10 protein-coding genes are annotated in these 13240 nt (G+C 61.5%); 2 read left to right on the top strand and 8 right to left on the bottom strand.

The genetic code is table 11. The features are described from left to right. Positions 1–107 precede the first annotated feature (107 nt). Positions 108–1874, top strand: coding sequence for an adenylate/guanylate cyclase domain-containing protein (locus tag B5V02_RS16265; RefSeq protein WP_111545128.1), 1767 nt, complete (start codon positions 108–110; stop codon positions 1872–1874). 125 nt (positions 1875–1999) lie between these two features. Here the strand turns inward: B5V02_RS16265 and B5V02_RS16260 are convergent, their stop codons facing one another. The 3 genes from B5V02_RS16260 to B5V02_RS16250 form a co-directional block, all read right to left on the bottom strand. After that, a complete protein-coding gene (locus tag B5V02_RS16260; RefSeq protein WP_111545127.1) occupies positions 2000–3385 on the bottom strand; it encodes a hypothetical protein in 1386 nt (461 codons plus the stop codon). A gap of 146 nt (positions 3386–3531) precedes the next feature. Beyond that, positions 3532–4056, bottom strand: coding sequence for a GNAT family N-acetyltransferase (locus B5V02_RS16255; protein ID WP_111545441.1), 525 nt, complete (start codon positions 4054–4056; stop codon positions 3532–3534). A 74-nt stretch (positions 4057–4130) separates the two neighbouring features. Further along, positions 4131–4946 (bottom strand): hypothetical protein, encoded by an 816-nt coding sequence (locus B5V02_RS16250; protein WP_111545126.1) that lies wholly within the window; start codon positions 4944–4946, stop codon positions 4131–4133. Positions 4947–5132: 186 nt separating this feature from the next. Between B5V02_RS16250 and B5V02_RS16245 the strand changes: the two genes are divergently transcribed. Continuing rightward, on the top strand, positions 5133–6548 hold the full coding sequence (locus tag B5V02_RS16245) for an adenylate/guanylate cyclase domain-containing protein (protein WP_111545125.1): 1416 nt from the start codon (positions 5133–5135) through the stop codon (positions 6546–6548). Positions 6549–6585: 37 nt separating this feature from the next. Here the strand turns inward: B5V02_RS16245 and B5V02_RS16240 are convergent, their stop codons facing one another. From B5V02_RS16240 to B5V02_RS16220, 5 genes are all read right to left on the bottom strand, one after another. After that, positions 6586–7065, bottom strand: coding sequence for a class I SAM-dependent methyltransferase (locus tag B5V02_RS16240; protein ID WP_111545124.1), 480 nt, complete (start codon positions 7063–7065; stop codon positions 6586–6588). A 130-nt stretch (positions 7066–7195) separates the two neighbouring features. Beyond that, positions 7196–8377 (bottom strand): ABC transporter permease, encoded by a 1182-nt coding sequence (locus B5V02_RS16235; RefSeq protein WP_111545123.1) that lies wholly within the window; start codon positions 8375–8377, stop codon positions 7196–7198. After that, complete coding sequence (locus B5V02_RS16230) at positions 8374–9372, bottom strand: ABC transporter permease (protein WP_111545122.1); 999 nt, start codon at positions 9370–9372, stop codon at positions 8374–8376. The genes B5V02_RS16235 and B5V02_RS16230 overlap by 4 nt, the downstream gene beginning before the upstream one ends. Before the next feature lie 2 nt (positions 9373–9374). Beyond that, positions 9375–11273 (bottom strand): ABC transporter substrate-binding protein, encoded by a 1899-nt coding sequence (locus tag B5V02_RS16225; protein WP_111545121.1) that lies wholly within the window; start codon positions 11271–11273, stop codon positions 9375–9377. Beyond that, on the bottom strand, positions 11270–13165 hold the full coding sequence (locus tag B5V02_RS16220) for an ABC transporter ATP-binding protein (RefSeq protein ID WP_111545120.1): 1896 nt from the start codon (positions 13163–13165) through the stop codon (positions 11270–11272). Before B5V02_RS16220 ends, B5V02_RS16225 begins: the two co-directional genes overlap by 4 nt. Positions 13166–13240: the final 75 nt, after the last annotated feature.

Genomic DNA, 13240 nt, shown 5'->3' with positions numbered 1-13240 from the left:
GCGATCAGTGTGAGTCCTGTCGTTCGGGCGGCTGCGTGGCCGTCGTTTGCGAAAGTTCCCTCGTACCCCCCGTCTTCCTGCTATCGTAGGGACGAGGAGACGGACCGATGAGCGAGAATCGTAAGCTGGCCGCGATCCTGGCTGCGGATGTGGTCGGATACAGCCGGCTCGCGAGCGCGGACGAAGATCTTACTTTGGCGAGGTTGCGGGCCCTGCGCAGCGACCTGATCGATCCGACCATCGCCGTGCACAACGGACGGGTGATCAAGCGCACCGGGGATGGGGCGCTGGTTGAGTTCCGCAGTGTGGTGGATGCCGTGCGCTGCGCCGTTGAGGTTCAGAATGGTATGGTTGAGCGCAATGCCGGCGTGCCGCAGGACCGCCGCATCGAGTTCAGGATCGGCATCCATCTGGGCGATGTGGTCGAAGAAAGCGACGGCGACCTGATGGGCGACGGCGTCAACATCGCCTCGCGTTTGGAGGGCGTCGCGGCGCCCGGCGCCATCTGCCTGTCCGAGGATGCCTATCGCCAGGTCAAGGCGAGGCTCGACCTCTCGGTCAGCGATCTCGGCAGCACGCAGCTCAAGAACATCGCCGAGCCGATCCGGGTCTATTCGCTGCAAGTCGGCAGCGCCGGGACCAAGGCGGCCGCGACCTCGGAAACCGCGACGAGCCGGCCGGCAGCGCCGCCGAAGCTGTCGATAGCCGTCCTGCCGTTCGCCAACATGAGCGGTGACGTCGAACAGGACTACTTCGCCGACGGCATCTCCGAAGACATCATCACGGCGCTGTCCAAACTGTCGCAACTCTTCGTCATCGCACGCAATTCGTCGTTCACCTTCAAGGGCCAGAACGTCCATGTGCAGGAGGTGGGCACGAAGCTCGGCGTGCGGCATGTCCTTGAGGGCAGCGTACGCAAGTCGGGGAACAGGGTGCGCATCACCGCGCAGCTCATCGATGCAACCTCGGGCGGCCATCTTTGGGCGGAGCGGTTCGATCGCGACCTGACCGACATATTCGCCGTGCAAGACGACGTGACGCAGCAGATCGTCGCTGCGCTGGCGCTCAATCTGACGGAGGGTGACCGTCAGCGGCTGGCGCCCGAGCACCCGCGCAACGCGGAGGCGTATGACTGTTTCCTGCGGGGCCGGGAGCTGTGGCACCGGCTGACGAAGGAGACGAACCTCGCAGCCCGCGACCTCTTGCAACGTGCCATCGAACTGGACCCGAAGTTTGCCTCGGCCCACGCTTTCCTCGCCCTCACGCACGGACTCGATTACCTGAACAGGTGGAGTGCCTCGCCGCCGGAATCGATGGCGCAAGCGGAAGAGGTCGCAACGCGAGCGGTAACGCTGGATGACAGCGATCCCTGGGCGCACTGGGCGCTGGCTATAGCCAAGCTGTACACACGACGGCACGATGGGGCCATCGGCGAGGCCGAGCGCGCGATCGCCCTCAATCCGAACTTCGCCGAAGGGCACGTGATCCTCGGCGAGGCGCTGTACTATTCGGGCAGACCTGAGGAGGCCCTCGAGAGTTTCGCCCGGGGGAAGACCTTGAATCCGTACTTTCCGGATGTGCTTCTGCACTTCCAGGCTTTGGCCTTGTTTCAACTGGGAAGATACGAAGAGGCCGTTGGCCTCTTGATGCAACGGCTGGCTCGCAACGCTGTTACCGACGTCTCGCGCGCGCTTCTGGCCGCCAGCTACGGCCATCTGGGCCGTTTCGCCGAGGCCCGCGCGGCATGGCAGGAGGTGCTTCGCGTCAATCCCGACTATTCGCTGGAATACCGTCGCAAAGTCTTGCCCTACAAGAACCCTGCCGATTTCGAACTCGTGGTGGACGGGCTCCGCAAGGCCGGTGTCGTGCAATGACAGGTGAGCCCATGTCAGGTCAGGCCTTGAACTGCAGACGGATCGCAGGCAAGCCATATGATCGTCGAGGCGGAAGCCGTCGTCGAAATTAGAAAATCAACCTGAAATAAGGCCTGAAGCGAGGCTCAGGTCGCCTTGATCTCTGCCTGGCCGATCTTGCGCCATCGGGCGTTTTCGCGAACCAGCTTCAGGTCGTCGGTCGTCTCGGCAAGTGTCCGCAAACGGTATTGCCGGAGCAGGTCCGGGAAGAGCGACCCTTCCGGCAGGCCGGCAAGCTGCTCGCGGACCGAGATCTTTTCATCGATGACCCGCATGCCCCAGGCATTTTCCCGAACCTGCAGCTCCGCAGCCAGATCGCGCTCTTCCGGCATGTTTTCGTCCAGCGCAGCCAGCAGGATCGAGTGGAAAAGCGCTACATAGCCAATCTGTCTCAGGCCGCCCACAACCCGCACACGCGGCAATATGGCAAGGACGAGGAACATCAGGAACAAGTTCGGCAGCAGCACGCCGTCCAGCAGCGCCTGCTTGAGATGCGGCCGCTCGAACGGGATGGAAAGACCATGCGGCTTGTCAGGCTCGATCAGGTGCCCGTTCTCGAGGACGAGCTTGCGCACGCGCTCCTCGCGGATGCCCCAGAAATAGGCCGTGGCATTGGGCAGAAACCTGCCAAAGGGGCTCGATGCGGCCTCTTGCAAGGCACGTTCGAGACGCTGGCGCCTTGCGGGCTCAATGAGCAGCCTGGAAAGAAGGCTGCCGTCATATTCTAGATGCCGCGCCATGGCAGCCGCGGCGAGCCGATCATCGATGAAAACCGGCAGGGCCATGCCGGAACGATCCCAATCGGCGACCAGATCCTCGTTGAGGGCTGTCAGCGCATCGGCGGCGGTTCCAAACACCTTGTCCTGGTTGGCAAGCAGTGTGCCCAGCCAGCGGCTGGCATCCGTTTCATCGCCCACCGCTTCGAGCGCGCGCTTGTTGAGGGAGACGGGACCGGCCACGCAGGCGCTTTTGCGGCACAGTTTGTGGCGCCCCATGCCAAACAGGTTGACCTTGTCGTCGCCGACATCGAGCCATCCCGGCCCCTCCCGGCCAATTGTCTCCATGGTCATCGTCGTTCCCATGAAGCCGACGAAGGCCGACAGCCCGTTTTCGACCGCGCCGAGCCAGGCAAGCAGGACGGCATCGAAGGTGATCCGGTCCATCAGAAGCAGGCAGTGCAGGCCGGACTGAATCACCGGTCTGTGCTCGAACTCTTCGAGCGCCTTGCCGATCTCTTCAGGCTGCATGATCACACCAAGGCGCTGATGCAGGACTTCGCGCAGGATCGAGCGGGCAGCGATCGCCGGGGCCGATGCAGGCCTTGCCACCGGCCGCCACAGATGGCGGGCGTAATCGGAAACCGGTGCATTCCAGTTCTGCTCGATGTCACGCACGACTTCCGGACAGAGCAGCGACAGCACAGCCAGAATTTCCGCCGGAGGCGTAGGGGTTGGATCGAAGACGGCGGTCATTGGTCCCGTCTAAAGCGCGTCGCGTTTGAACGGACCCATGCGACGCGCTTTAGACCTTTGTTTTTTAGCATGTCGTTCTCCCAAAACCGGGACCACTTTTGAGCGACATGCATTAGCCGCTTGCGGTGTAAACGCCAAGGGAGACCTCAGAACCGCAGCCGGGCCATGCTCAGGAGGTCGTGGTACTGCCCGTCGGTAAAACCGGCCTTCACATGCCGGCCTTCGACCTCGAAGCCGTGGCTTGTGTAGAGACGGACGGCCGGTTCGTTGTCGGCATAGACGGTCAATTCGACCCGCTTCAGGGCGCGCCAGTTGTCGGCCACGTCAAGCAGCGCGCCAAGTATGGCAGAGCCGATGCCCTTGCCGACAAAGGCATCGTCAAGGCCGATATTGATCTCGCCGATATGCGAACGGCGCGGCGAACCCTGTACGACCAGGCTGCCATGGCCGACGACCTTGCCGTCCAACTCGGCAACGATCCAGGTGGTTTCCGGGCCGGACTTGGCGATGCGCCGCTCCACCTGCTCTACCCGCTCGAAGGGCATCCTGAGCGTGCCCCCGCGGAAGCCCGGCATGTTGAAGATAGCGCAAAGCGCCTCCGCATCGCTTGGCCGGACGGACCGCAGCTGCGGTTGGATTTTCTCGGAGGATGGCGAGGTCGTGCTGGTCATGGCGCTCCCGGCGAAGGCAATCGGCTCGGCACGATGCACCGGACGTCCCCTGAAAATCCAGTCGTCTCTGCAACCTATGATGCCGATTGCGAGCTAAAATACCGGGAGGCGGTGTAGAGTTTGAAGACGCCGCTGATGCCGATCCAGCCGAAAAGGGCGAGCCAGCACAATGTCCCGGTCGCCGGCCAGTCGATCCGGTGCACCGCAGCGTCGGTGATGACGAGGCCAAGGATGGCAAGCAGGCCAACCAGAAACTGCGCCAAGCCGAGCACCAGCAGTTCCTCGCGCGGCGCGCTTCTCCAGACGAGATATATGCCGCCCGCACCGGCGAGGAAGATGACCTGAGCGTGGAAGGCGTCTACCGGCCATGGCCAGATGCTGCTGAATGTCAGGGGAAACAGCAACAGGCCGACGCCATAGAGCCCAAGGATCGCCGATTCCACCGGCATGTAGCCGCGCCATGCGGGGTTTAAGGTCACGCCTTTTGCAGAAGGACGGGCCCTGGCCCGCCACAGGAACAGCCCGGATACCGCGACCGAAGCAAGATAGACCAAAAACCAGAGCCAGGGCGCTTTGCGCCCGAAGTTGAAATAGCCGAGATTGAGGAACGAAGCCACCGACACGATGACGGTGAAGATGAAGGCCATGACGAGCACGAGCCTGGCGGGCGACCAGCGATTCCACAACAGCAGCGCCGCCATCACGACCATTTCGGCGGTGTAGAAGCCGCCGAGGAAGCGGGCATTGAACGGCGTGACGGCCCAAGGCCAGCGCGGCTTGACCAGGACGGGTGCGAAAAACAGGCCGGCGCCTACGATCAGGACGATGATGACCACCGCAGAGAAAAGGCGCAGGGCCGCCGGAAATGGCGGGTTGTCGGATGTCGGCATGGGAGAGAGCCCCAAGGATGAATTCCCCATGGATCATCATAGTGCCGGTTACCGCGAATGGAAATTGGACTGTCACCAGGCTTGTCTATTCGAATGGCCGTACGGTCCGTTTCGAAGTAGAATGAAGACTCGGACCAAAGAGCGGTCCGGTCAACCATGCCTCATGGGGCGTCCGGAGCCTGCACGATGAACGAAGCTCAGGATCTGTTCTCGCTTCTGCGGCAATCGACCGATGTCGATCCACAGGCAATCGACGCGATCGAGCGAACCATCGCGGAAGGCCAGGACCGCGAACTTTGCCGCATCAATGCGCCAGCCTTCGCCAGCAAGCATGGCCTCGACGAGGAACGCACCATAGGCGCCTTTCTCCACGCGGCGCGGGTGGGCATCTTCGACATTTCCTGGAATGTTCTGTGCCCCGGCTGTGGCGGCGTGCTCGACACCAACGCCACGCTGAAAACCCTGCAGAAGGACGAATACACCTGCGCGCTGTGCGCCGAGGGCTATTCGCCGACCCTCGACGAGATGGTCGAGGTGACATTCACCGTCAGTTCCCGCGTGCGCAGGATTGCCGCCCACAATCCACACGAACTGCCGTTGGTGGAATATTTCCGCCAGATCTACTGGGGGTCCGGCGTCGATCTGCCGGAAGAGGATTTCGCCAAAAAGATGGAAGCGTTCTCGCTGGAGGGTATCGAGCTTGCGCCCGGTGAAAAGGCGTTTCTGCTCATACAGCTTCCGTCCGAATTCATCATCGTCTTCGATCCGGTCACCCATTCAGCGCAGTTCATCGACGGGAAGGGCGAACCAACAAAGGAACGCCGAAGCCTCTCTTTGGTCTTCGACCGCGACCATGTGCAGAGCCAGACGCTGGAGATGCAACCGGGCCCGATGCGCATTTCGCTGGAAAACAGGACCGACACCCGCGTGCTGCCGACGGTCTTCATCGCCGGCCAGGCATTGCATGATTTGCTGGGCAAACGCCGGCCCTTCCTGACCGCCAAGCGCCTGCTCACCAACCAGACGTTCCGCAATCTCTATCGTGCGGACACGCTCGACATCAACCAGCGCCTGAAGATCACCAGCCTGACCTTCCTGTTCACCGACCTGCGCGGATCGACCGCGCTTTACGAGCGGGTGGGCGACCTTTCAGCCTTCGATCTCGTGCGCGAGCATTTCCAGGTTCTGCACGAGATCGTCGCGGCGGAGGCAGGCGCGGTGGTGAAGACGATCGGTGATGCGGTGATGGCGACCTTCGCGACGCCTGATCGCGCGATTGCGGCGGCCCTCAGGATGCGCGATGCCATGCGTGCGCTCAACGACAAGAGCGGGCGCGAGGATCTGCTGCTCAAAATCGGAGTCCACGCCGGCCCCTGCATCGCCGTGTCCATGAACGAGCGACAGGACTATTTCGGCCAGACGGTCAACATTGCTTCGCGGGTCCAGAACCTTGCCACCGCACAGGCGATCTTCGCCACTCGTGCGGTGGTCGACGACAATCTCACCGCCGATCTGTTGCACAGGAAAGCGCTGACGCCCGTGCCCCACGAGGTCTCGCTGCGCGGCATTGAGCGGGAGATCGCAGTCTATACGATCCCCTGAAGACTTGGCCCCTGAAGATTTGGGTCGTCTCGGCCTCTCACACGCGCCTACAGACAAAATAACGATCGGCGGGCACCGAAGGCGGCGGCGGGAGGCGTTGCAACTGCGGGTGATCGAGCGGCGTGCCGCTGACCGCGATGCCGCCGACGCGAAGCAGGCGCGCAATCAGATCGGGAAGCCAGGTAGAGGTCACTGCATCGAGATCTTCATAGCCGGTACCGATGTCGGCATGAACAAGAGCGGCATCGATGCCAATGAACCTGCTCGCCGTCTCGCGTATTTCGCCGAGCACGAGGTTTTCAGCTTCGGGAATTGAGCTGGCGTGTGCGGCAAGTGCGCGGTCGAACGCCACGATCCGGCGTCCGGGCAGGCGCTCGCGCAGATGGTGGAACGTCCGGCCATTGCCGAGGCCGAGCTCGACCACGGGCCCCTCCATCTTCGCCACCTCGGTGCAGACATGATCGAGAATGTCGCGCTGTGCGGTCATCCTGCGGATGAAACTGTCGAGGCGACTCATAGGCGATTGTATGTCCTGAACCAGTCCCGCACATAGAGGCGAGCAATGAACATTGCAATAGCCGAACAGGCCGCCGACAAGGATCATACCGGGTGGAGTCGGCGGCACGGCGCGCGGCGGAATTGCGATCTCACTTGTAGGGGTCTGCGGCGTCCCGCAAGCCGTCGCCGAGGAAGTTGAACGCCATGATGACGAGAATGACGGGGAGCATCGGCAAAAGCAGCCATGGATAGAACGCGATCACGTTGACGCTGCGCGCCTCGGTGAGCAGGATGCCCCAACTGGTTATCGGCGCCCTCAGGCCGAGCCCGAGGAAGCTCAGCGCCGTCTCGCCCAGGATCATGCTGGGTATGGAGAGCGTCGCCGTCGCGATCAGATGCGACATGAAGCCGGGAATGAGGTGCCGCCCGATGATGCGGCTGCTCCTGGCGCCCATCAATTGCGCGGCCAGAACGTAATCCTCCTCGCGCAAGGCTAGAAGCTTCGAACGCACGGCCCGCGCCAGTCCGGTCCAGTCGAGCAGCCCGAGGATGACGGTGATGCCGAAATAGATCAGGGCCGGACTCCAGGTTATCGGCATGATAGCCGCCAGAGCCAGCCATAGCGGAATGCTGGGGATCGATTGCAGAACTTCGATTATCCGTTGCACGATCAGGTCGAAGATACCGCCGTGATAGCCGGCCAGTCCGCCGATAACAATGCCGAGCAGGAAGCTGAAGCTGATACCGACGAGGCCGATTGTCAGTGAAATGCGTGCGCCATAGATGATGCGCGAGAGCACGTCGCGCCCCAGCCTGTCAGTGCCGGCCAGAAAGAGCTGGCCGTTTTCGGCAGGGCAGACAAAATGCCTGTCACCTTCGATCAGGCCCCAGAACCGGTAACTGTCGCCCCTGCAGAAGAAGCGGATCCGCTGAACATCATCGTGGTTCTCGATGTAGTTCCGCTTGAGCGTGTCCATATCCAGCGTCATCCGGCGGCCATAGACGAACGGCCCGACGAACTGGCCGTTGTGGAACAGGTGCACCCGCTGCGGCGGCGAATAGATGTAGTCCATGTTGCGCGTGTGCAGATTGTAGGGCGCCAGGAACTCGCAGATCAGTATCCCGAAATAAAGCACTGCCAGGAATATGCCTGATATAACGGCAAGCCGGTGCTTCCGGAATTTCCACCACATCAGCCGCAACTGCGACGCCTGATAGACTTTCGACTGCTCCGGCGTCATCGCCTCGACCGACTGCAGGTCAATGGGCGCGATGGAAACGTAGTGTTGCAGTGGAGCACCCGGAGCGGGCAGCGGAGAATTCGTGTTCATTTGGTGCTGCCGCCCTGCAAACGAATTCGTGGATCAAGCAGCGCCAGCGCCAGGTCGGAAATCAGGACACCGATGACCGTCAGGAAGGCGAGGAACATCAGGAACGACCCTGCCAGATACATGTCCTGGCTTTGCAGCGCCTTGATCAGCATCGGCCCGGTCGTTTCCAAAGACAGCACGATCGCCGTGATTTCGGCGCCGGAGATGATGGCCGGCAGGATAGAGCCGATGTCGGAAATGAAGAAATTGAGCGCCATGCGCAGCGGATATTTGACCAGCGCCTTGAAGGGATGAAGGCCTTTGGCGCGCGCGGTCACGACATATTGCTTGTGTAGCTCATCGAGCAGATTGGCGCGCAGCCGCCGGATCATGCTTGCCGTGCCTCCGGTGCCGATGATCAAGACCGGGATCCAGAGATGGGCGAGGATCGACTTCGCCTTGGCCCAGCTCATCGGCTCGCTGAGATATTGCTGGTCCATGAGATGGCCGATGGATGTGCCGAACCAGATGTTGGCGAAATACATCAGGATCAGCGCCAGCATGAAGTTCGGAATGGCAAGGCCGAGAAGGCCGAAGAAAGTCAGGCCGTAGTCGCCCCAGCTGTATTGATGCGTGGCGGAGTACATGCCGATTGGAAAGGCGATGAGCCAGGTGAAGACGATCGTGACGAAGGAAACCATCACGGTCAGCCACATTCGGTCCCCGACGACGTCGCGAACCGGCAGCTCATATTCGAAGGAATAGCCGAAATCGCCGTGCAGCATCCCGCCGACCCAGTAGAAGTAGCGAACGATCGGCGGCTTGTCGAAACCATATTCCTTGCGCATCATCTCGATGCGATCGGAATCCACCCCTTCGCCCTGAGCCCGAAGCTCGGCAACATAGCTGTCGAAATAGTCGCCTGGGGGAAGTTCGATGATCGTGAACACCAGCGCCGATATGATCAGCAGCGTTGGAACCATCACGGCGATGCGCCAGACAAGATATCGAAGCACGCTCAGGACTCTCCAAGCCAGAATGTATCCGGCATGTAGACACCGAAATAGGCAGTCGGGTCGTAGCCGTAGAGCGCCTTGTCAGGCAGGTTGCGCAGCCGCGAGGACGCCAGAACCGGCTGATGCGTTCCGTTCACCGTGCCGATCGAAAACACCTGATCGGTGTAGATCGACAGCATCGAATTCCAGATTTCGGCGCGCTCCGTGGTTTCGGTCGATGCGTTCCAGCGCTTGAGCAAAGCCATCAACTCGACCACAGGCGGAAGATCGGGCGCCTCACCGAGCTTGCCATGAGACAAGTAGTGAGCACCCCAGAGCGGCCATTGCAGCTGGTCGTCGATGGTGGGGGCCAGTTGGCTCGGGTTCATGTCGGCGGTCGGCACGCCATTGTCGATACCCGACCACATCGACATCATGATCTGGCCGCCAACCGCGCGGCTGCGGAAGATATCGCGCTGCGAAGTCCGGATGAACAAGGCGATGCCGATCTTGCGCCAGTGATCGGTGATGAGTTCGAGCGCGTCGGTTTCCAGCGTGCTTTCGCCGGCCGTCTCCACTATGATCTGCGCCGGGCGTCCATCGGGAAGTATCCGCAGGCCGTCATCGTCACGCGTCTGAAGCCCGACCTCGTCGAGCAGGGCATTGGCCTGGTCGGGATCATGGGCGACCCAGGCTTTCGCGAATTCCGGCCGGTAGAGCGGGCTCTCCGGCAGGACCGTATCGGCACTTTCCTGTGCTAATCCGTAGAACACAGCCATATTGATCTCGCGCCTGTCCACAGCGAGCGAAAGTGCGCGGCGCACGCGCACGTCGCGAAAAAGGCGACGCCACACCTGGTCGGCACAATTCAGATTGGGCAGCAGCGCCAGCCGCGAACCCTGTGTGCGTTTCCAGAGATGCATCTTCACCGGGTAGCGCTTCTCCGCATCCTTCAGGAAGGAGTAATCGGTGAAGTCAATTCCCATGCATTGCAGGTCGCTCTCGCCCGCACCGGTCTTGGCGGAAATGATCGCCGACGAGCTGACATTCATGACAATCCGGTCAACATAGGGCAGTTGCCGGCCATTCTCGTCTATTCGATGAAAGAACGGGTTGCGCTCGAAGACGAACTGCTCAGCCGGCGGCTTGGTCCGGTTCTGCCAGGGATCGAGCGTCGGCAAATCCGGGTTCTCCGGGCGATACTGCCGCGACATGCGGATATGCAGGAGCGTCCATTTCTTGGCCCGGTTCTCCCTCATTAGGCCGGCGAGCCGGAATGGATCCTGGTATTTCTTGTGGAACTGCTTGAGATAGGCGGCTGGCAGAACAAGCGATAGCGGCGAAGCAGCAGCGAGCCTGGGCAGGAAGTCGGGATTGGGCGCATCCCAACTATAGCGGACCGTCAACGGATCGACGATCTCGAAGCGTGGCGGCTTGCCGTCCGCCAGCAGGGCCGGGGCAAGCCCGCCTTGCGAAAGCTCATCGTTCAGCCAGACATCTTCCCAGCAATAGCGAAAATCCTCCGGCGTCAGCAGGCCACCGTCAGACCATTTATGCCCTTCCCGTATCTTGAAAGTGAAGACGCGATCATTCGCTACGTCGAAACTTTCGAGAATGTCGGCTTGCATGTTAAGCTTTTCGTCATAGCCGACCAGGCGAGCATACCCATAGATCGTCATCATCCGGATATCTTTCTGGCTGCCGATGATCGTACGCAGCGTGCCGCCATACTGGCCGGGCTGCCGGCCCATCGCAGCGAGATTCACCGCGCGCGGGCTCTTGGGCAGGCGTTCGGCGAGTGCCGGCAGCGCCCTGGCCTTCAGGTACGGCTGAAGAAATTCCGGCTCCAGATCGCCGGCGTGCAACGTGCCCGGCAGAAATGCCGAAGCCATGAGCCCAAGGACGGTGCGCCGGCTGATCAATGGCGTAGCTCGCTGACATCTGCCGAACGTCGGGCCAGCACGAGGTGGCCGCCGCCAAGATCGAGCGGCGACAGCATATCCTCGTCGCCCTCGTCGCGGAATTGCGGTCCCCATGCGCTGGTGTCGGAAGCGCCGCTGAGATTCAGCGTCTTGAAATCCATCGGCCTGTCGAGATCGGGGAAAGGTACTGCGGCGACCAGTGAGCGCGTGTAGGGGTGCACCGGTTTCCTAAGCAGAATTTCGCGCGGCGCAAGCTCGACGATACGCCCGCCGCACATCACTGCGATGCGGTCTGCCATGTAGTCCACCACCGCCAGGTTGTGGGATATGAACAGGTAGGTCAGGCCCAGTTCCTTCTGCAGGTCCTTCAGAAGGTTCAGGATCTGCGCCTGGACAGAGACATCGAGTGCTGAAACCGGCTCGTCGCAGATCAGGAGTTCAGGCCCCAGCGCCAACGCGCGCGCGATGCCGATACGCTGACGCTGCCCGCCGGAGAAACTGTGCGGATAACGCTTGATGAAGCGCGGATCGAGCCCGATTGCCTGCATCAGGCTCTTGACTGTGGCGAGTCGGGAAGCGGCATTGCCACGTTGATGGATTTCCAGCGGCTCGCTCAAGATGTTCTCCACCGTCATGCGAGGTGAAAGCGACGAAACCGGATCCTGGAAGACCATCTGGATTTTCGCGCGCAGCATGCGCAGGGCGTTTCCCCCGGCTGCCAAGACGTCGATCGGTCCATCGCGGCCGTTGAAGATCACAGAGCCGCCGCTAGGGGTAACAGCCCGCATGAGGATCTTGCTGACGGTGGTTTTGCCGGAGCCGCTTTCGCCGACCAGACCCAGGCACTCACCCCGCCTGATATCGAAGCTCACGCCGTCCACGGCGCGAACAGAGGTTTGATGATCCCCGCCGAACCATCCGGACTTGCGGGTGGTGAAGGTCTTTTCCAGATCCTTGACCGACAGCAGGATGTCGTCCGGCCCTTTCGATACCGGCGCCGTCTGCTTGCCGAGCAGGTTCCCGACATTCACCGGCACCTCGCGGAGCGCCTTTAGCCTTTCGCCAGGCTTCAGGTCGAAATGCGGAACGGCTGCCATCAGGCCCTTCAGGTAAGGGTGACCTGGCCGGCGGAATATCGCCTCGACAGGCCCCGCTTCCATGATCTCGCCATGGTAGATGACCACCACCTCGTCGGCGACATTGGCGACCACGCCGAGGTCGTGCGTGATCAGCAGCATCGCCATGTTCAGCTTGGTCTGAAGCTCGCGCAGCAATTGCAGGATTTGCGCCTGGATGGTGACGTCCAATGCGGTCGTCGGCTCGTCGGCGATCAACAGGGCGGGCCGGCAGATAAGCGCCATGGCGATCATGGCGCGTTGACGCAATCCTCCCGAAAGTTCAAAGGGATACATGTCATAGGCGCGCTTGGGATTGGGAAAGCCGACAAGGCTGAGCATTTCCTCGGTCCGCGCCTTGCGCTCCGCCCGAGCCATGGGCGTATGAATCTGCAGGGATTCGCTGACCTGGTTGCCGATCGTGTGCAGCGGCGACAGCGATGTCATCGGCTCCTGAAAGATCTTGCCGATGCGGCTGCCTCTCAACGCCCGGATTTCGGGTCCGTCACGCGGCATCTGCAGGATATCCTGCGTCGTGCCGGGCTTTTCAGGATCGGAAAACAGGATACGGCCGCGAACATGGGCTGTCTTCGGCAAAATGCCCATCACTGCCTGGCTGAGAACCGATTTTCCGGAACCGGACTCGCCCACAAGCGCGGTAACCTTGCCGGGCAGGACGCGAAGATTTGCACGCCTGACGGCATGCAACGGTCCCCCGATAATGGCAAAAGAGATGCCAACATCTTCGATCCGCAGCAGATCAACACCCGAATTCATTCTCACACCAGCCCCACTCTGGCGGCCTGCCGGGGCGGCCGACCCAGAAAGCGAGACTAGCGCATTGCCAGCCTA

The organism is Mesorhizobium kowhaii, assembly GCF_003253745.1.
Taxonomy (GTDB): Bacteria; Pseudomonadota; Alphaproteobacteria; order Rhizobiales; family Rhizobiaceae; genus Mesorhizobium; species Mesorhizobium kowhaii.
The sequence above is the reverse complement of the archived record's forward strand: the minus strand, read 5'-3'. Positions and strand labels throughout refer to the sequence as shown.